General features: G+C 63.9%; 19 protein-coding genes. 5 read left to right on the plus strand and 14 right to left on the minus strand.

The window, feature by feature from the left end; genetic code table 11:
• Positions 1 to 949 precede the first annotated feature (949 nt).
• A complete protein-coding gene (locus RBJ75_RS00105; protein ID WP_080900805.1) occupies positions 950 to 1,939 on the plus strand; it encodes a LysR family transcriptional regulator in 990 nt (329 codons plus the stop codon).
• On the opposite strand, the gene RBJ75_RS00110 is transcribed toward RBJ75_RS00105, so the two are convergent.
• The 14 genes from RBJ75_RS00110 to cueR all read right to left on the minus strand — a co-directional run bounded on the left by RBJ75_RS00110 (position 1,881) and on the right by cueR (position 13,921).
• Positions 1,881 to 2,114 (minus strand): DUF2274 domain-containing protein, encoded by a 234-nt coding sequence (locus RBJ75_RS00110; RefSeq protein ID WP_044404299.1) that lies wholly within the window; start codon positions 2,112 to 2,114, stop codon positions 1,881 to 1,883. The genes RBJ75_RS00105 and RBJ75_RS00110 overlap by 59 nt on opposite strands.
• A gap of 3 nt (positions 2,115 to 2,117) precedes the next feature.
• On the minus strand, positions 2,118 to 3,287 hold the full coding sequence (locus RBJ75_RS00115) for a TrbI/VirB10 family protein (protein ID WP_044404302.1): 1,170 nt from the start codon (positions 3,285 to 3,287) through the stop codon (positions 2,118 to 2,120).
• Positions 3,284 to 4,261, minus strand: coding sequence for a P-type conjugative transfer protein TrbG (trbG, locus tag RBJ75_RS00120; RefSeq protein WP_044404305.1), 978 nt, complete (start codon positions 4,259 to 4,261; stop codon positions 3,284 to 3,286). The genes RBJ75_RS00115 and trbG overlap by 4 nt, the downstream gene beginning before the upstream one ends.
• Positions 4,258 to 4,947 carry a conjugal transfer protein TrbF gene (trbF, locus tag RBJ75_RS00125; protein ID WP_044404308.1) on the minus strand — a complete coding sequence of 230 codons (690 nt, stop codon included), beginning with the start codon at positions 4,945 to 4,947 and terminating at the stop codon, positions 4,258 to 4,260. The genes trbG and trbF overlap by 4 nt, the downstream gene beginning before the upstream one ends.
• The gene (trbL, locus tag RBJ75_RS00130) at positions 4,944 to 6,296 is read right to left on the minus strand and encodes a P-type conjugative transfer protein TrbL (RefSeq protein ID WP_044404311.1); all 1,353 of its coding nucleotides are present in this window, start codon (positions 6,294 to 6,296) and stop codon (positions 4,944 to 4,946) included. Before trbL ends, trbF begins: the two co-directional genes overlap by 4 nt.
• Positions 6,297 to 6,302: 6 nt before the next feature.
• The gene (gene trbK-alt / locus RBJ75_RS00135; protein WP_044404338.1) at positions 6,303 to 6,584 is read right to left on the minus strand and encodes a putative entry exclusion protein TrbK-alt; all 282 of its coding nucleotides are present in this window, start codon (positions 6,582 to 6,584) and stop codon (positions 6,303 to 6,305) included.
• A gap of 30 nt (positions 6,585 to 6,614) precedes the next feature.
• Positions 6,615 to 7,388: a P-type conjugative transfer protein TrbJ gene (gene trbJ / locus RBJ75_RS00140; RefSeq protein ID WP_044404314.1), complete on the minus strand. Its 774-nt coding sequence runs from the start codon at positions 7,386 to 7,388 to the stop codon at positions 6,615 to 6,617.
• Positions 7,375 to 9,840, minus strand: coding sequence for a conjugal transfer protein TrbE (gene trbE, locus RBJ75_RS00145; RefSeq protein ID WP_230721412.1), 2,466 nt, complete (start codon positions 9,838 to 9,840; stop codon positions 7,375 to 7,377). Before trbE ends, trbJ begins: the two co-directional genes overlap by 14 nt.
• Positions 9,841 to 9,856: 16 nt before the next feature.
• The gene (locus RBJ75_RS00150) at positions 9,857 to 10,138 is read right to left on the minus strand and encodes a VirB3 family type IV secretion system protein (RefSeq protein ID WP_044409237.1); all 282 of its coding nucleotides are present in this window, start codon (positions 10,136 to 10,138) and stop codon (positions 9,857 to 9,859) included.
• Positions 10,138 to 10,470: a TrbC/VirB2 family protein gene (locus RBJ75_RS00155; RefSeq protein WP_044409240.1), complete on the minus strand. Its 333-nt coding sequence runs from the start codon at positions 10,468 to 10,470 to the stop codon at positions 10,138 to 10,140. The genes RBJ75_RS00150 and RBJ75_RS00155 overlap by 1 nt, the downstream gene beginning before the upstream one ends.
• Positions 10,451 to 11,476: a P-type conjugative transfer ATPase TrbB gene (gene trbB, locus RBJ75_RS00160; RefSeq protein WP_044409243.1), complete on the minus strand. Its 1,026-nt coding sequence runs from the start codon at positions 11,474 to 11,476 to the stop codon at positions 10,451 to 10,453. Before trbB ends, RBJ75_RS00155 begins: the two co-directional genes overlap by 20 nt.
• Before the next feature lie 228 nt (positions 11,477 to 11,704).
• Complete coding sequence (locus RBJ75_RS00165) at positions 11,705 to 13,075, minus strand: multicopper oxidase family protein (protein ID WP_276156979.1); 1,371 nt, start codon at positions 13,073 to 13,075, stop codon at positions 11,705 to 11,707.
• 37 nt (positions 13,076 to 13,112) lie between these two features.
• Entirely contained in the window at positions 13,113 to 13,526 is a 414-nt protein-coding gene (locus RBJ75_RS00170; protein WP_044410289.1) for a c-type cytochrome, read from the minus strand.
• Positions 13,523 to 13,921 carry a Cu(I)-responsive transcriptional regulator gene (cueR, locus tag RBJ75_RS00175; protein WP_044410287.1) on the minus strand — a complete coding sequence of 133 codons (399 nt, stop codon included), beginning with the start codon at positions 13,919 to 13,921 and terminating at the stop codon, positions 13,523 to 13,525. The genes RBJ75_RS00170 and cueR overlap by 4 nt, the downstream gene beginning before the upstream one ends.
• A gap of 132 nt (positions 13,922 to 14,053) precedes the next feature.
• On the opposite strand from cueR, the gene RBJ75_RS00180 reads away from it, so the two are divergent.
• The 4 genes from RBJ75_RS00180 (at position 14,054) to RBJ75_RS00195 (ending at position 19,562) form a co-directional block, all read left to right on the plus strand.
• A complete protein-coding gene (locus RBJ75_RS00180) occupies positions 14,054 to 14,908 on the plus strand; it encodes a DUF305 domain-containing protein (RefSeq protein ID WP_080901002.1) in 855 nt (284 codons plus the stop codon).
• A gap of 48 nt (positions 14,909 to 14,956) precedes the next feature.
• A complete protein-coding gene (locus RBJ75_RS00185; protein WP_044410290.1) occupies positions 14,957 to 15,679 on the plus strand; it encodes a glutaredoxin family protein in 723 nt (240 codons plus the stop codon).
• Between the two features lie 104 nt (positions 15,680 to 15,783).
• The gene (locus RBJ75_RS00190) at positions 15,784 to 17,091 is read left to right on the plus strand and encodes an APC family permease (RefSeq protein ID WP_044410283.1); all 1,308 of its coding nucleotides are present in this window, start codon (positions 15,784 to 15,786) and stop codon (positions 17,089 to 17,091) included.
• Between the two features lie 89 nt (positions 17,092 to 17,180).
• A complete protein-coding gene (locus tag RBJ75_RS00195) occupies positions 17,181 to 19,562 on the plus strand; it encodes a heavy metal translocating P-type ATPase (RefSeq protein ID WP_044410280.1) in 2,382 nt (793 codons plus the stop codon).
• Positions 19,563 to 19,594: the final 32 nt, after the last annotated feature.

Genomic DNA, 19,594 nt, shown 5'->3' on the forward strand with positions numbered 1-19,594 from the left:
AGAGGCGGCCTAGGAATCCATTTACCGGATCTTGCCGTATGGAAGACAGTGTAAGAGCCCACCGGTAAGAAAGCGCAGGAAGCCGCCGAGTGACAGTGGACTGCCGTAGATGAAACGCTAAGCGTTGCATCACTGAGCAGATCAGACATGTTGAGCATTTCGCTTGTTACAGCGGTCTCTGTCTGGGCGGTCGAAGGATGGGATTGGACAGTGTGCGAACTCAAACCGGCTACGATCAGTAAGAGTATGAAGAACAACGCCCAAACTCTGGGCGCAATCCTTCCTATCTCTTGAATGTCGTGTTTCATCGTATTTCGCGCAGATCATCCATCATGCCATAAGCTTATACTGCGAAGGCGGCATCGTGCTTGATCGAGATCAAGTTCTCCGTCTGGGAATGGAGCTCATGGAGTAGGCGAAGAGATTTCCGAATCTTGGTCTGTCAGCCTGTGGGGATTCTGATCCAATCGCGCACATCTGGCTACGCATTCCATCATACGGCCGTTCAATCTCATTCCCTGAAGCAGATCCGCCTTAGCCGACAAGACGGCAACATCACGGGCAGCCATCTCGGAGGTCAATGCATCTTCTGTGACACTTCCTTGGCCAAGCCAAGCGCCAAGACCGCGACGAAGCTATCGCCGACGCCCGCAGTGCATATTTCGCTGACGACAGGCTCAGCCAGGTGCGAAGCATTCGTTTCGGATGTGGGGTACCGCGGCCAATTGCCGGGCAACGCTTTGGTCTCTCGACTGTAAGGACGGCAGCACATTCAGCGTCTCTAAGTTCGACCTGTTTGATCAACCGTGCGGCCAAGGCCAGACCCAGGGCAACTTGCTGGCGAACATCGCAGCGAACCGTCCTTCCATCGTCGCCACGCGACGAACTGGGAATGAACCGGAGTGCGCCACCTTTACTGGAATATCTAGAGTAAAAGCGAGAGCGGCGAATGGCTATTGACTTGAGAAATCTTCGTCACTTTGTCGCAACCGCCGAGAATGGGAGTTTCCGCAGGGCTGCAAACGTCCTGCATATGCAACAGTCCAGCGTCAGCCGCGCAGTTCGGCAGCTTGAAGATGCGCTGGGCGTATCGTTGTTCGAACGTCGTGTCTCAGGTGCACAGCTGACTGATGCTGGACATCGCCTGCTTAGGGATGTGCGACCGGCGCTGGAACAGCTCGAGCTTGCGCGCAAGGCAGCGACTGCCGCTGGCCGCGGAGAGATCGGGGTGCTGCGTGTGGGAATTCTCACCTCGCTCGCCGGAGGGTTTCTACGGGAACTTGTTTGTCGCTATGCCGCGCGGCATCCTGAAATCGAGGTCGATATCCGGGATGGAGGTCGTGACGAGCATGTCTATGCGATCAGGAGGCGAGATTTGGATGTGGCGTTTCTATCCGGCGAAGGCGGTCTTGCTGATTGTGAAATCTCTCCGCTTTGGAAAGAGCGTGTACACGTCGCACTTGCTGAGGGACATGAACTGGCTGACAGACGGCAGCTCGACTGGTCTGACTTGCGAAGCGAGCGCTTTATAGTAACTCGGCGTGCACCCGGACCCGAGGTGCATGACTATATCATCCGTCGGGCTGCCGACTACAGCACCTATCCGGAAGTTATGTTTAAAGCGGTGGTGCAGGAGACTCTGATGAATCTGGTTGCCCTTCGACAGGGCATCACATTGGTGTCTGCGGCTTGGGTGGATGTGAAGCTCCCCCATCTCGTACTGCGTCCGTTAACAGATCCTGCCGACATTGTTCCGTTCAGTGCCGTCTGGTCCCGCCATAACGACAATCCCGCGCTACGGCGCTTTATCAGCGTTGCGCACACGCTAGCCGGACGCGTTCGTCGTGGCTCTTCCGATTGGTCTGAGGAAGCACTTGGGCTCACGACGATCGAATCTGGATTTTCCGCAAGCGGGCAAAGGCACGATCCGTTGCCATGAACCGTTGCAGCATAGGCGCAATAAGCTTCGCTGGTTCGGGCGTCGCCTGTCCGGTCTCGCGCGCCATCACGGCGGCATAGTCGAGCAAATCACGATGCACGTCCGGTGCAAGCTCCACAGTCAGCTTGACGGGTTTGTCATCTGGAACGGATGAGAGCTTCAGTTTGGTGGTCATGACTCAGCCTCCATAGGGTTCGAGGACGAGATCGCGGGTAACGATGACGCGCACGGGGAAGCCCGGTCGGATCGTCAGTGTCGGTGCGACCTGCAACTGGCGCTGGACGATCTGCTGGCCTGCGTCGTTGATCGTGTCCTGGGCACCGTTGCGGATCGCCTGGATAAGGCGTTCGTCATTATCCATGGTGAGTTCAGCCCCGACAGCCAGTAGCGTCGAAAGGCCGGCGGCCTTAGCCAGATCCCACCAGTGATAATCGACCCCATCCTCGAGTCCCGCATAGCCTTGCGGATCGGTACCGGGCTGGCGTTCGAGCACTATCGAGCGGCCGTTGGGAAAGATTAGTCGGTTCCAGACGAGCAGCACGCGGCGGTCCCCGAAGCCGACGTCATTGCTGTATTCGCCGATGATGCGCGTGCCCTGCGGGATCAGCACCATGCTGCCGGTCGGACTGTCATAGATGTGCTGGGTCACCTGCGCCGTGATCTGACCGGGAAGATCCGAGCGGATGCCAGTAATCAGAGCGGCCGGTATGACGGACCCTGCCTGCAGGATGAAGGGAGACGCCGGCGGAATGACGCGGTCGAGCGCCATGGTGCGCCGGTCAACCGGGGCGTTGAGGAAGGCGAGATCGTTGTTCTGTGCGGCGCCCGGTTGGTTGCCGAGATTGAGCCCAGCAAGGTTTTGTCCCGAGGTTTCCCGGGTGGCGCCTGGTGCGGTCTGGAAGAAGACCCGGCTGGTGCGCGCGGCTTCTTCCTCGGCCAGGCGGCGCTGTTCCTCCGGATCGGCGGCCGGTGCATTGATCGTCGGCGGCGGAACGGGCTGTCCCCGCTCTTGCGCATCGAGGATCGGGCGGCCGAGATCGCCGGGAAGTGGGGGACCAAGCACGGGACCGGCGTAGTCGGTGGGCAGGTCGTTCAATCCATCGGCGGTATTGCGGTTCTCTGTCGAATAAAGTTCGTTGCTGCCAGCTCCATTGTCGGGCGTCTGGAGCGCATAGATCAGGGCGCCGCCGACACCGAGCGCTCCGACCAGACCAAGGCCGGCGAGGACCCGGCGCGAGAGCCGCGTGACACGCGGCGGGGTTCCCCGGAGGCGCATTGGTTCGGCGATGTCGGCGGACGGTGCTTCGAGCGGCACATCGTCCTCCTTGGTGTTGTGGATGTCGCTCATGATCCGGGCCTCCCGTCAGTACGCACGATCCTGACGGTCAGCTGGCGGTCGCCGCTGCCAAGCCGCAACTCGGCCGCCGCGAAGATGCGATCCACGATCAGGATGTTTCGGTAGATGCGGCTGTTGACGATCTCCGGCTCGCCATCCGAACCGAGGACGAAGAGCGGCGGCATCTCGCCCTGCACGATCCCTGCTGGGAAGACGATGTAGACCCGTCGCCCGTCGTCGAAGACCGAGACGGGCCGCCAGGGCGGGCTGTCGCCCTGCAGGCCGTAGCGGTAGTGGCGGGCCGACGCGGCGGGGATCCTCGGTGTTGTCGGCGTTGCACTCTGCGTGGCCGGGGGCTGCGGATAGGCCCAGGCGACGGCAGGCATGTAGGGATCGTCGCGGGATCGCAGCTCGAGCATATAGGTGCGCCGGTCTGTGGTGATGACCAGGTTGGTTACGATGTCCGGTCGCGTCGGCTTGACGAGGATATGAACGCGGCGCGATGTTCCCGAGCCGCTCTCGGTATCGCCGATGATCCAGCGGGCGGTATCGCCGGCGGCGATCGGCCCGGCGCCGGTCAACGCTTCGCCCGGTTCGAGCGCGATGTTGGTGATCTGGCCCGGTGCGGCATAGACCTGATACAGCGCTCCCTCGCTCCAGGGATAGATCTGGATCGAATTGTAGTAGCCTTCCCGGCGAGGCTCGACTCGGGCGGCCACATTGGCATTCTCGACTTGTCCCGTCGGTGTGGAAGATGCCTGTCCACCTCGCGCGACCGTCCAGGCCGGCGGCGTGTGGAGCGGTCTCGGCCGTTCATCGACCGGGGGTCGCTCGACCGTGGGCTGCGGCGGCACGCTGTCATCGTAGCCGATCTCCGGCGGCCGATACGTTGCGCATCCGGCGAGCGCCGATGCGGAAATCAGCACAAACGGCAATGCGGCTTTACGGAAAATCAGGAGCGCGGGATTGCGGACAATCGTGCTCATTGGCCCATCTCCCGCGACCAGTTGATGGCGTTGACGTAGATGCCGAGCGGGTTGGCGCGCAGCCTCTCGGCGTCGCGCGGCGGCTGGATGACGATGGTCAGGATCGCCGTCCATCTCTCTGTCTTGGAGAGCTGGCCGTTCTCGTAATGCCGTTCGGTCCAGGCCACGCGGAAGGAATTCGGCGAGGCGCGAATGACGCTCGAGACTTCGACGGCGATCTGCTGACGCCCGACCCGTGTGAACGGGTCGTTGGCTCGGGCATAATCGTTGAGCGCCAGTGCGCCGCGATCGGTGGTGAACTCGTACGCGCGCAGCCAGTTCTGGCGGACGATGATCGCGTCGGAGGGGATCGCGCGCACTTGTTCGATGAAGCGCGCCAAATGGAATGCGATCTGCGGATCGCTCGGCTCGAAGCCGGCTTCCGCAGGGCCGACCGCGTGCGCCTCGCCGAGATTGTCGACCTCGACGACCCACGGTACGACGGTGCCGGTCGTGGCTTGCCAGACCAGGGCGCTTGCGAAGCCGCCGGACAGGATCAGGCAGCCGAACGCCATCAGACGCCAGTTGCGGGCCTGCACGCGCGCCGAGCCGATGCGCTCGTCCCAGACCTGGGCCGCACGCTGGTACGGCGTCTCCGGTTCGGGGGATTTGCCGTAATGGGTGGTAGATCGTTTGAAGAAGCTCATGAGCGATTCCCCTCAGAGAGATTGACAGAACTGGCGCCGCCATGGCTGTCGCCGGAGCGCACGGCATGCGCGGCGGCCTGGACGCCATGAGAGAGGCGCTGCGAACGCTTCATGCGCTTCGCCCAGTCAGGCGCGCCGTCAGTTGGTGTGGCTGGAGCTGCGGCGGAACCCGCAGTGCTGGCGGTATCGCCCAGTGTCCCGCCGCTCGTCTCGAATGCCGATCGAGCGCCCGACTGGAAACTCTGTCGCATGCTGCCGGACGCTCTGGACGCGGCACTCCGCAACGGTGATGTGGCGGCCCTCGCGCCTGTGCTCGCCACCGCGCCAAGACCGGAAGCAATGCCAGCCGCGCCGGACTGGCCGGCCGATCCAAGGCTGTATGCGGTTGCCGCTCCACCTGCCGCAGCGGCACCGCCGCGTGCGGCGGCCGCCGTACCCGAAAGCGCCATGCCGCCGCCTCTCGCGGCGAGACCGGCGGCGCCCACGCCCGCCAAGGCAGCGCCGCCCACGGCAAGACCGGTTCCGACGGCAGCGCCGGCGCCAAGCTGCGGCCCGCCCGAGACGATGCCGTTGGCGATACCCGGTCCGAAGATGCCGAGGCCGAGCAGCGACAGCGCCGCGAGCACGACGGTCATGGCCTCGTCGATCGTCGGCGTGACGCCCCCGAAACCGGCGGTGAACTGCGAGAACAGGGTCGAGCCGATGCCGATGATGACGGCGAGAACCAGCACCTTGATGCCCGACGAGATCACGTTGCCGAGCACTCGTTCGGCCATGAAGGCGGTCTTGCCGAAGAGGCCGAAGGGGATGAGGACGAACCCGGCGAGCGTCGTAAGCTTGAACTCGATCAGGGTGATGAAAAGCTGGATGGAGAGGATGAAGAAGGCGAGCAGGACCAGCGCCCAGGCAAAGAGCAGGCAGGCGATCTGGATGAAGTTCTCGAAGAAGGCGACCCAGCCCATCAGGTCGGAAATGGATTCGAGCAGGGGTCGCGCCGCATCGAGCCCGGTCTGGGCGACACGGCCCGGACGCATCAGATCGGCGGCGGTGAAGCCGGTGCCGGACGCCATCAGGCCGAGGCCGGCGAAGCTCTCGAAGACGATACGGGCGAGATTGTTCCAGTTGCCGATGATGTAGGCGAAAACGCCGACGAAGAGGGTTTTCTTGACGAGCCGCGCGATGATGTCGTCGTCGGCGCCCCAGGACCAGAAGAGGGCGGCGAGCGTCACGTCGATGACGATCAGCGTTGTCGCGATGAAGGCTACCTCACCGCCGAGCAGGCCGAATCCGCTGTCGATATAGCTGGTGAAGACCCCCAAAAAATTGTCGATGACGCCGGTGCCGCCCATGGATCGCTATTCCTCGTCTCTGGATGCGGCGCCGGACGGTGCACGGCCGAGGAAACGGTCGCGGGTCTCGGCCCAGACCGCGAGACACTCGGTGTCGCGAACGGCGGCTTCGCCAAGTTGCTGGCAGCGGCGCTGTTCCGCGCGCAACGGATCGACGGAGGGCGCAAAGGCTGGCGCGGGCGCCGGTCGTGCAGGCTCCTCATCGCGCGTCAACTCGATCACCGTCGCTGTCATGGCGAAGGCGACGAAGACGATTGCTCCGATCCGCGCCAGCGTCTTCCCCTCCATCGCTCCCTCCTTTCCGGCCATCGGCCCAGGTCAGTTGTTGCCGGTGTTGAACATCTGCGCGTTGCCGGGCTGATAGCCGCTGCCGGGTGTCAGGAAGCGCTCGCGCTGCACGCGCCCCTGTTCGGCCGCGGCCGCGCGCTCGGCGTCGGTCAGCGCCTGGGCGCGGCCATTGGCGGCGATGACGGCCGTCAGATCGGCGAGTTGTTGCGCCTGCAATGCAAGAAGCTGGTTGCCGGCCTGGGTCGCCTGAAGCGCGCCGGTCGCGCCCTGGCTCTGGTCGACCAGCGCTTCCATCTGGGCGCGGTTAGTCTCGATATTGCCGACGACGCCAGCCTGGACGCGCATGGCATCCTGCAGGCCGCCGACATTGTTTTCCCAGCGTGAGCGGGCATCGGCGACGAGCTGCTGTTCCGACGCGCTCATGTCGATATTGGCGTATTTCTGCTGGAAGGCCTGGTCGATCTGCTGGACGTCGAAGGCAATGTTCTGTGCTTGCTGAAGCAGGGACTGCGTGCGCCCGACCGCCTGCTGCAATTGCTGCAACGAGGAGTAAGGGAGGCTCGTCAGGTTGCGCGCCTGGTTGATCAGCATCTGCGCTTCGTTTTGAAGCGATGTGATCTGGTTGTTGATCTGCTCGAGGGCGCGGGCTGCCTGCAGCACGTTCTGTGCATAGTTTGTCGGATCGTAGACGATCCATGCCGCCGAGGCCGGTGGCGCCAACACCATCGGCAGGGTCGCGATTGGCGCGCCGATGAGCGCGGCTGCAAAGCGGGCCGCGCGCGAACGGGAGTTACGTGTCTTCATGATCAGTCTCCTTCTTGGGCTGGGGGGTGAGATTGCTGAGATCGGGAATGAGATCGGCCGCCCAGTCGACGCCGCGCTCCCGCAGCCAGGCGGCGAGGAAATCCGTGCGGCCATGTTCGGCAAGGATGCGCGCTATTGCGGTCTGATCGGTCTTGGCGGAGGTGGCGCAGAGCGCGAGCGCCACTTCGCTGAGGCCCAGTTCGAAGAGCCGGTTGCCGCGCCGCGACTGGCAGTAATAGTCGCGCTTGGGCGTGGCCCGCGCGAGGATCTCGATCTGGCGGTCATTGAGGCCGAAGCGTCGATAGATCGCGGTGATCTGCGGCTCGATCGCGCGTTCGTTCGGGAGGAGCAACCGTGTCTGGCAGCTCTCGATGATGGCCGGCGCGATGGCCGAACCGTCGATATCGCTGAGGCTTTGCGTGGCAAAGACGACTGAAGCGTTCTTCTTCCGGAGCGTCTTCAGCCACTCGCGGAGCTGGCCGGCGAAACCCTCGTCGTCGAGCGCCAGCCAGCCCTCGTCGATGATGATGAGGGTAGGCGAACCATCGAGCCGGTCCTCGATGCGGTGGAAGAGATAGGCCAGCACCGCTGGCGCCGCGCCGGTGCCGATCAGACCCTCGGTCTCGAAGGCCTGCACGGTCGCTTCACCGAGATGCTCGGACTCGGCATCGAGCAACCGACCGTAGGCGCCGCCGACGCAATAGGGCCTGAGCGCCTGCTTCAGGTCATTGGACTGGAGCAGCACGGCCAGGCCTGTGATCGTCCGTTCCCCAGCAGGCGCGGATGCGAGCGAAGTCAGCGCCGTCCAGAGATGCTCCTTCACCTCGGGCGTGATCTCGACGCCTTCGCGCATCAGGATCGCCACTAGCCAGTCGGCCGCCCAAGCCCGCTCCGCCGTCTCTTCGAGGCGCGAGAGCGGCTGCAGCGAGACACTCTGGTCATCGCCTTCGGTCAGGCCACCGCCCAGATCATGCCAGTCACCGCCCATGGCGAGCGCGGCGGCGCGGATCGAGCCTCCGAAGTCGAAGGCGAAGACCTGGGAACCGGCATAGCGGCGGAACTGAAGCGCCATGAGCGCCAGCAGCACGGACTTGCCCGCGCCTGTCGGGCCGACGACGAGCGTATGCCCGACATCGCCAACATGAAGGGAAAACCGGAACGGGGTCGAGCCCTCGGTCTTGCCGAACAGCAGTGGGGGCGCTGCAAGGTGCTCATCCCGTTCCGGCCCCGCCCACACGGCACTGAGGGGGATCATGTGGGCGAGATTGAGCGTGGAGATCGGCGGCTGGCGGACATTGGCGTAGACATGTCCGGGCAGCGAGCCGAGCCACGCATCGACGGCGTTGATGGTCTCGGGCATCGCGGTGAAGTCGCGGCCCTGGATGACCTTCTCGACCAGACGCAGCTTCTCGTCGGCAACGCGCGGGTCGGCGTCCCACACCGTCATCGTCGCGGTGACATAGGCGACACCGGCATAGTCCGCGCCGAGCTCCTGCAGGGCGAGATCGGCATCGGCCGCCTTGTTCGACGCGTCGGTGTCGACCAGGACCGAAGCCTCGTTGGTCATCACCTCCTTGAGGATCGCGGCAATCGACTTGCGCTTGGCGAACCATTGCCGGCGGATGCGGGTCAGGAGCTTCGTCGCATCCGTCTTGTCCATCAGGATGGCGCGGGTCGACCAGCGATAGGGAAAGGCGAGCCGGTTGAGCTCGTCGAGCAGGCCGGGCGTGGTCGCCGTCGGAAATCCGGTGATCGTCAACACGCGCAGATGCTCGTCACCGAGACGGGGCTCCAGCCCGCCGGCGAGCGGCTGGTCCGCGAGCAGCGCGTCCAGGTATATGGGCGTCTCGGGGACGCGGACACGATGGCGTTTGGTCGAGACGCAGCCGTGCAAATAGGTTAGGGTCTCGGCGTCATCGAGCCAGCGGCATTCGGGCATGAAGGCGTCGACGAGGCGGAGCACGCGGTCGGTGCGGTCGGCGAAGCCGGTCAGGACCTCATGCGGATCGATGCCCTTGGTCTCACGGCCTTCATAAAGCCAGCTCTCGGCGCGTGCGGCGTCCTCGGCCGGTGGCAGGTAGGTAAAGGTGAGGAAATAGCTCGACTCGAAATGCGCACCCGCTTCCTCGAAGCTCGCCTTGCGCTCGGCGTCGACCAGCGCGGAGGCCGCATCGGGAAAGCGGCTGTCGGGATAGACGTTCGAGGGGTGGCGCTGCGCTTCGACGAAGATCGCCCAGCCGGAGCCGAGACGGCGGAACGCGTTGTTGAGCCGCCCCGCCACGGCGATCAGTTCCGCCGGCACCGCCGAATCGAGATCCGGGCCGCGGAACCGTGCGGTGCGCTGGAAACTCCCGTCTTTGTTGAGGACAATACCGCTGCCAGCTAGCGCCACCCAGGGCAGATAATCGGCAAGCCGGGTGTTGCGGTTGCGGTACTCGGCTAGGTTCATCATCGCTGCGCCTTCCCCTTCAGACCGTCAGATGCGCGGGAATGCGCAGATGGCGGCGGCCGACCTCGACGAAGAGCGGATCGCGCTTGGCGGCCCAGACCGCCGCAATGTGTCCGATCGCCCAGATTGCAATGCCGACCAGCCAGAGCCGCAGACCGAGACCGACCGCACCGGCCAGCGTGCCGTTCATGATGGCGATGGCGCGCGGCGCACCGCCCAGCAGGATTGGCTCGGTCAGCGCACGGTGAACGGGAACTGAGAAGCCGAGCAGTTCCCCGCTGTGCCCTTCGTCGGCTGCCATCAGATCAGCGCCCCGCCGCCGAAGGAGAAGAAGGACAGGAAGAAGGAGCTCGCCGCGAAGGCAATCGAGAGGCCGAAGACAATCTGGATCAGGCGCCGGAACCCGCCGGAGGTGTCGCCGAAGGCAAGCGTCAGGCCGGTGATGATAATGATGATGACGGCGATGATCTTGGCGACCGGCCCCTCGATGGATTCGAGGATCGACTGGAGCGGCGCCTCCCAGGGCATGGAGGAGCCGGAGGCGTGCGCGGCAGGCGTCATCATAACGGCGATGACCACGGCCGACGCGGCGGTCGTCAGTCTCTGGCGGACGTTATGCAGGATCTGGTTCATGGGAGCTTTCCTTCGTGGTTGCTGTGGGAAGAGGTGCGTCCGGAGTCTCGATCGCTCGAACGACGCGATAATCGCCGTCGGGCGAGAGGCCCTCGACGCGGGCGAGCTCTGCGAGCCGGCGCGCGGAGCCGCGTCCCGACAGCACGGCGACGAGATCGATGGTCTCCGCGATCAATGCGCGGGGGACGGTGACGACGGCTTCCTGGATGAGTTGCTCGAGCCGGCGCAGCGCGCCGAGTCCCGATCCCGCGTGGATCGTGCCGACGCCGCCCGGATGGCCGGTGCCCCAGGCCTTGAGGAGATCGAGGGCCTCGCTGCCGCGAACCTCGCCGATGGGGATGCGGTCGGGCCGCAGGCGAAGGGACGAGCGGACGAGGTCGGAGAGCGAGGCAACGCCGTCCTTCGTCCGCATGGCGACGAGGTTCGGCGCGGCGCATTGCAGTTCGCGCGTATCCTCGATGATGACGACGCGGTCGGCTGTCTTCGCGACCTCGGCCAGCAGCGCATTGGTGAGCGTGGTCTTGCCGGTCGAGGTGCCGCCGGCGACGAGGATGTTTGCCCGCGCGGCGACGCCAGCCCGCAGGGCCGAGGCCTGCTCGGCCGTCATGATGCCGGCGGCGACATAGTCGTCGAGGGAGAAAACAGCCACGGCCGGCTTGCGGATCGCGAAAGCTGGCGCAGCAACGACCGGCGGCAGAAGCCCCTCGAACCGCTCCCCCGTTCCTGGCAGCTCCGCCGAGACGCGCGGGCTTCCGGTATGAACCTCGGCGCCGACGTGGTGGGCGACGAGACGGATGATGCGTTCGCCGTCTTCCGGTGCCAAGCGCTCGCCCGTATCGGATAGACCCTCGGAGAGACGGTCGATCCACAACCGCCCGTCAGGGTTCAGCATCACCTCGACGACGCCGGGATCTTCCAGGAACGTCGCGATGGCCGGACCGAGCGCGGTGCGCAGCATCCGTGCGCCGCGTGCGATCCCTTCCGAATTGTGATGTGAGGCTGCCATCCGATCCCCGATTCCAGCGGGGACAAACGGACGATCCCCATGCGGGGATGATTAAAAGAGCCTGAGCTATGGCTGATTCAACAAGGGATTAGCGGCGTCGTAGTGTAGCGTGTGAAAACAGGAGAACGGCGATCCGTTCCTGCCCGGCTGCTTCCGGAAATTGCGGAAGATTTGCGAGTTGCTCGGTTCTTCGATTGACTGCCGTTGCAGGGTGCGGCTGGATTTACCTCATGTCACACGAAGCCATGTCATCATTCCGCCGGCGGAATGTTCCAGCATGTGGCAGTGAAGCAGCCAATCACCGGGATTATCTGCGACGAAGGCAATCTCGACACTCTCGTCACGGTCCATCAGCAGCGTATCCCTCAGCGGACCTGTCGTGCCGTCGCGCAAGACCTGTCTGAAATGGTGTCCGTGCAAATGCATGGCATGCGGCCAAGCCGTATCATTGACGATGGCGACCTTGACTGTCTCTCCTGCGCGCGCTTCGAAAAGAGGATTATCGGGCATGTCCGCCATGCCGTTGAATGCCCAGACCTTGCCGGCATTCACCAGTTCGGACATGCCCATCATACGGCCGGACATCGTCGCGCCTCGCATTGATCCCATGGCGCCTCCTTCCATTCGCAATTCGATGCGGCGCGCCTCATTGACCGCACCGAGAGCAGACACCGGATTGGCTGGCAGGGCGTTGGGTGCAGGCAATCGTTCGGCATGCGCTTCGCCGTCGACATCGAAGGTCGCCAGTGCATAGCCGGAATTGCCCTCAAGCCCTACGAGATAGGCCTTCTCGTCAACGGTTGCGGTCACGTCGACAACGAGATCAGCGCGCTGCGCCGGGGCGAGAGTGAGTTGGTCGAAGCGCCGGGGCGCGTCCAGCGGCATGCCGTCGAGCGCGACGATCCAGCCTTCTAGACCCTGAGCGGCGACATTGAAAATTCTGGCATTGGCCGCATTGATGAGGCGAAGGCGTACCCGCGCATTGCGTGCGACCATGCGGCGCCAGCCGCCCGTGCCATTGACGGTCACCCAGTTGCCGATGCGGCCCGCATGGGCCCAGTCATGCATGTCGTTGAAGCCGCCGGCGATCTGCCCGTCTTCGGAGAGGCGCCAGTCGTCGATCAGCAAGACCTCATCGAGATCGACCTCCGGCGCACCGTTGGTCTCTTCCACAATCAAGGCGCCAGACAGGCCGCGCGCCATCTGCTCCCAGGCCCGGTTATGCGGATGGAACCAGTAGGTGCCGGCATCCGGCAGCTCGAAGTCGTAGAGGTAGCTGTCGCCAGGCGCGACGACGGACTGGGTGAGACCGGGGACGCCGTCCATGGCATTGTCGATTCGAATCCCATGCCAATGAACGGTTCCAGGCTGGTCGAGATCGTTGCGGAACAGCCGGCGCAGACGCTCGCCCTGACGAAGCCGGATCGGAGCACCGGGAACGGCGCCGTTATAGGACCAAACCGCCGTGTCCGGATAGTCGGCTGGCGCGATGCGCGCAGTCGCCGCACGCGCCGTGAGTGTTTCGGCCGCCTCCGTCTGCGCATGCAACGGGCGCGGAAGAGCCGATGCCGCCGCAGTGGCGACCAGGCCGGAGATCATGGTTCGTCTTGTTAGATGCATGTCGTCACTGTCTCCACTACTCGATGCCGTTTGCCCGCTGCAGCGCGCGGACATAGGCAACGATCTTTTCGACCTCGGCTCGGTTCACCCCATCGACGGGCGGCATATTTCCGAACCGCCAATGATGGGCGCGCACGCCATGCTGTACCGCCATTTGGAAGGCGATGTCGGCATGGTGGTTCGGTTCATAGATGCGATGGACGAATGGTGGGCCTTGATCCGTGCCCGTGGCGTTCTCGCCATGGCAGACGGCGCAGTTGGCTGCAAACAGGTCCGCGCCATCGGCGGCGGCGCCTTCCAGATCGGGCAGGCGCACGATCGTACTGGCTTGCGACGATCGGGCCGGCTCGTCCTGCGCGGGCAGGAACCAGGCTCCAACACCAGCCACGATCACGGCGATGGCTCCCACTGCCACGATTTTCTTGTTCACTGCGTCGCCTCGCTTCCCGAAAGATCGTCGAGTATGGGGCAATCGGGACGATCGTCGCCGTGGCAGCGATGGATCAGCGTTTCGAGCGTGCGGCGGAGCGATTCAAGCTCGGCGATCTTGGACGTGATCCGGTCCAGGTGATCGCTGGCGATGTTTCTCACGTCGGCGCTTGCCCGGTCACGATCCTCGTAGAGCGACATGAGGGAGCGACAGTCTTCGATCGAGAAGCCCAACGATCGCGCGCGCGACAGGAACGCCAGTTTGTACACGTCGGCCTCGCTGAAGGCGCGGTAGCCGTTCTGGCCGCGCTTCGGCCGAACGAGACCTATGTCCTCATAGTAGCGGATCGTCTTGGCGGGCAGGCCGCTCGCTTCGGCGACGTCTCCAATGTTCATGGGCGCATCCTCCTGATGCACGGCAACATAGGGATTCCAGCTACTGGAAGGTCAAGCCCCCTTGCGACTTTGGAACCTTCCTGCGCTGGAAGGTCGTTAATTGGGGAAACGAACAAAACATGGAGACGAAGCATGCATTACGGCCGCTTCTTCGCGATGATCGCCACATCGACCGTGATGATGTTCGGATTGATGTATCTGAACACCTATCTTCTCAGCCACGTCTTCTGGTCGGAGACCCGGGCCTACATGGCCCTTGTGATGGGCGCGTCCATGGCGGTCATCATGCTCGCCTTCATGCTGTCCATGTACGCGAACCGTACCGCAAACATCGCCATTTTCGCCGGTTCGGTTGTCGTCTTCGCTGCTGCACTATCGCTCGTGCGCAGCCAGGTTACCGTCGAGGACCGCAGCTATATGAGCGCAATGATCCCGCACCATTCGATCGCGATCATGACGTCGAGTCGCGCCAACATAACCGATCCGCGGGTGCGCACCCTGGCCGACGACATCATCTACGCCCAGGACAAGGAGATCGCCGAGATGCGCTATCTGATCGCCGACATCGACGCCAACGGGAAGGCCACGCAGCGCGCGGCGACGACTCCGGCGGAGCTTGTCGGCGCTGAGGAAGCGCTCGCCAGTGAAGAACTTTCCAAGGTCGATCCGGAGTTCCTGACCGAGGATGAGATCGCTCGGGTTTTCCCGGATGGCGCAGCCTGCCGCTTCACCTATACCGAGGGCAGCCCGCCCGTGCTGGTCGCGGGCGAGAGCGCGCAAGGAACGGCTGCTTTGGTCAAGATCAGCGGCGACCTCGTTCGCCTTGACGTAAGCGAAACCGGCCCCGAAGGGGGCACGTTCACCGCCGAGCCGCTCTCGGCTGAACTGCATGAGACCGACAGCGGCGATCTTTACGATCTGGTAGTGACGGCCGGCGCGGAGTACGAGGCCGGCTTCCGCGGCCAGTACACCTGCGCGGGCTCCTAGGAGGCGGTGATGGCGAAGGACGGAACCCGGACCGCGCGACTCTATCGCATGGTGATGCGCGATCACCTCTGCCCCTATGGCCTGAAGTCGAAGGATCTTCTCAAGCGTCGGGGCTTTGAGGTTGATGACCATCACTTGACCACGCGCGAAGAGACCGACGCCTTCATGGAGGACCAAGGTGTGGAGACGACGCCGCAGACCTTCATCGGTGGCGAACGGGTCGGTGGTTACGACGGTCTGCGGGTCTATTTCGAGATCGATCCGCCGCCGGAGGAGCAAAGCGACACCTCCTACAGGCCGGTTATCGCCATTTTCGCGGTCGCCGCCCTGCTGGCGCTGGGGCTGTCCTGGCACCAGTACGGCACGGTTCTGACGCTGCGGGCGCTTGAGTGGTTCATCTCGCTGTCGATGACCATCCTGGCGATCCAGAAACTCCAGGATGTCGAGAGCTTCTCGACCATGTTCCTCAACTACGACCTGCTGGCGCGCCAGTGGGTGCCCTATGGCACGATCTATCCGTTTGGCGAGGCGCTGGCCGGTATCCTGATGACGGCCGGCATCCTCGTGTGGATATCGGCGCCGGTGGCGCTGTTCATCGGCTCGGTCGGGGCTGTCAGCATCTTCAAGGCGGTCTACATCGACAAGCGCGAGCTTAAATGCGCCTGTGTCGGGGGCAGCTCTTCGGTGCCGCTCGGCTTCGTCTCCCTGACCGAAAGCCTCATGATGATGGCCATGGGCATCTGGATGCCGCTCAAGGCCTTCCTGATCTGATCCATTCGTCGACCCTTGACCCTCCAGTTGCTGGAACCTTTAAATAGATCAGCGACTCGGCGTCACTCGCCGACACTGGGAAAAGCGATTTCGAGCGGACGATCATGACGGACTACAAAAAAGACAGCATTACTTTGCCTGGCGCCATCGCCATGGGCACCGGGGTCATGATCGGGGCGGGGATCCTCGCTCTGACCGGGCAGATGGCGGAATTGGCCGGACCTCTGTTTCCGCTCTCCTTTATCGCCGGCGCCATCGTCACGGCGTTCAGCGCCTACACCTATGTCAAAATGTCGAACGCCTATCCCTCGGCCGGTGGCATCGGCATGATCCTGGTCAAGGCCTACGGGCCGACGACCGTCGCGGCAGGCGCGGCGCTTTTGATGGCGCTGTCGATGGTCATCAACGAGAGCCTCGTCGCGCGAACCTTCGCCGCCTATGCGCTGCGGGGATTGGGGATTGAGCCCACAGGCTGGCTGGTGCCGACCATCGGCGTCGCCGTCATTGTCTTCGCCTGGCTTGTGAACGTATCGGGAAACCGGTCGGTCGGGTTGCTGTCTATTGTGATGGCGTTCCTGAAGGTTTTCGGGATCGCATTGTTCGGCGTTGCGGCGCTTTGGGCCGGTGGTTTTTCCTTCGAGGCGACGGGCGGCGAGACCGGGGCGGGAGGGTTTCTGGCTTCAGCTGCGCTCGCTATCCTCGCCTTCAAGGGGTTTACGACGATCACCAACAGCGGCGCCGAGATCACCGAGCCGCACCGCAATGTCGGCCGCGCCATCGTGGTCTCGATCGCGATCTGCGTCGTCGTCTATCTCCTTGTGGCTTTCGCGGTCGGCTCTAGCCTGCCGCTCGATCGTATCATCGCCGCCAAGGATTATGCGCTGGCCGAGGCGGCGGCACCGGCCTTCGGGCAGGTTGGTTTCTATCTGACGGTGGCTCTGGCCCTGATTGCTACGGCGTCCGGCCTGATCGCCAGCGTTTTCGCGGTCTCGCGCATGCTGGCCATGCTGACAGACATGAAGCTCGTGCCGCACAGCCATTTCGGTATGCCAGGGGCGATCCGTGATCATACGCTCGTCTACACTGTGGTGATCGCCAGCCTTCTGACCATCTTCTTCGATCTCAGCCGGATCGCCTCGCTCGGCGCGTTCTTCTATCTGGTGATGGACATGGTCATCCACTGGGGTGTGTACCGGAACCTCAGGCATGACATCGGCGCCCGGTCATGGATCCTGCTGACGGCGATCACGCTCGACGCGGCGGTGCTCGCAGCCTTCGGACTGATGAAGTGGCAGGCGGACCCGGCGATCGTCGTCATTGCCGTCGGCGGGATTGCCGTCGTCTTTGCCTTCGAGGCGGTATTCCTGCGGCTTCGTCCGCCGTCGACCGGTCACATGCATCATTCGGGCTGAGCTGGAAGATAAAAGGACAATCAGGCTCTTGACCTTCCAGTTACTGGAAGCACTACCTTGTGCGCCAAGTCAGTCAGGAAGCATTCGAAATGGCGCAGCATTCTCACCAGCATCACGACCAAACGTCGCACAATCACGATGGCCACGATCATGCCGGCCATGATCACCCGGATCCGAAAGCCGGCGAAACGGCAACCGATCCCGTTTGCGGGATGACGGTGACGATTAAGCCGGAGGCGCGCATGCGCGACTTCGGGGGTGACACCTTCTACTTTTGCTCCGATGGCTGCCGGACGAAGTTCGATGCCGATCCGTATTTTTACGCCTCGGGCAACGCGGCGAAGGTCGGCAAGCGTGCGCCGCAGGGCACGCAGTGGACCTGTCCCATGCATCCGGAGATCGTGCGTGACGAACCCGGCGCCTGCCCGAAATGCGGCATGGCGCTCGAGCCGATGGTGCCGTCCGACGAGCCAAGCGAGGAACTGACCGATTTCACGCGGCGGATGTGGATCAGCGCCGCCGCTGCGGTGCCCCTGGTGATCCTGACGATGGGTGAACTGGTCGGTCTTCCCGTCCGCGACTGGATCGGCCATCAGATCGCGATCTATCTCGAGTTTCTCCTCGCCACGCCGATCGTGCTGTGGGCGGCGCTGCCGTTTTTCCAGCGCGGCTGGGACTCCGTAAAGAACCGATCGCCCAACATGTGGACGCTCATATCGCTCGGTGTCGGCGCGGCCTATCTCTACTCCCTCGTCGCGACCTTCCTGCCCGGCGTCTTTCCCGAGCAGTACCGGATGGGGGGCATGGTCGGCACCTACTACGAGGCCGCGGTCGTCATCATCGCGCTGATATTCGTCGGTCAGGTGCTGGAGTTGCGCGCCCGCGAGCGCACCGGCGACGCCATCCGGGCGCTGATGGACCTTGCGCCCAAGACCGCGCGACGCATCCTGTCCGACGGCTCCGAATATGACGCGCCGCTGGAGAACATTGTCGAAGGCGACCTGCTACGCGTACGCCCCGGCGACAGCGTGCCGGTCGACGGTGAAGTGGCCGAGGGCCGGTCTTCGATCGACGAGAGTATGATCACGGGCGAACCCGTCCCCATCGAGAAAACCGAGGGCGACCGGGTGACCGGCGGAACGATCAACAAGAACGGCACGCTGGCGATTCGCGCGACGGCGGTCGGCTCAGACACGGTGCTTGCGCAGATCGTCGACATGGTGGCCGGGGCGCGCCGTTCGCGCGCGCCCATTCAAGGCCTGGCCGATCGGGTCTCGGAAGTCTTCGTACCGACGGTCGTCGGCATCGCCATCCTCGCCTTTGTCGTTTGGCTTTTTGCTGGACCGAGTCCCGCCTTCGTCTTCGCAATCGCGGCGGCAGTGTCGGTCCTGATCATCGCCTGTCCCTGCGCGCTCGGGCTTGCAACGCCGATCTCGATCACCACGGCGGCGGGACGCGGCGCGCAGGCAGGCGTTCTCATCAAGGACGCCGAGGCGCTGGAGCGCATGGCGCGCGTCGACACGCTGATCGTCGACAAGACCGGAACGCTGACCGAGGGACGGCCGAAGCTGACCGATGTGGTCGCCCTTGGGGATATTCCGGAGGACGACGTTCTCGCATTGGCGGCAGCCTTGGAGCGCGGTTCCGAACATCCATTGGCCGAAGCCATTCTCGAGGGCGCGCGGGAGCGGGGCGTGCCACTCGACAAGGCCACGGACTTTGAAGCCGTCACCGGCAAGGGCGTGACGGGAACAGTGGGCGGCCGCTCCATCGCGCTCGGCAACACCGCGCTAATGCAGGCAATCGGCGGTGACGCCGCTAGCGGTGAGGAAAAGGCCGACGCTCTCAGGACCGAGGGCAAGACCGCGATGTTCGTCGCCGTAGACGGCACCCTTGCCGGTATCGTCGCCGTGGCGGACCCCATCAAGGAAACGACCGCGGCCGCGATCCGTGACCTGCATGCGCAGGGATTGCGCGTCATCATGGCGACCGGCGACAATCAGCGCACCGCCGAGGCGGTGGCGGCAAAGCTCGGCATCGACGACGTGCGCGCCGGCGTTCTGCCGGAAGGCAAGAAAGCCTTTGTCGACGAGTTGCGCGCGGCGGGCCGTTCGGTGGCCATGGCGGGCGACGGCGTCAACGACGCGCCGGCGCTCGCCGCTGCCGATGTCGGCATTGCCATGGGCACGGGCGCCGATGTTGCCGTGGAAAGTGCAGGGCTAACATTGCTGGGCGGCGATCTCACAGGGATCGTACGGGCGCGAAAGCTCGCCAAGGCGACCCTGCGCAACATCAAGCAGAACCTGTTCTTTGCCTTCGTCTACAACACGGCCGGCGTGCCGATCGCAGCCGGTGTGCTCTACCCCGTATTCGGCCTGTTGCTCTCGCCGATGATCGCGGCCGCCGCCATGTCGCTGTCATCGGTCTCGGTGATCGCCAACGCGCTCAGACTGCGGCGGCTGGACCTCTGAATTCGGAATTGAACGCGTTTTTGCTCAAGGTG

It is taken from the genome of Rhodopseudomonas sp. BAL398, assembly GCF_033001325.1.
In the GTDB taxonomy this organism is placed as follows: Bacteria; Pseudomonadota; Alphaproteobacteria; order Rhizobiales; family Xanthobacteraceae; genus JARJEH01.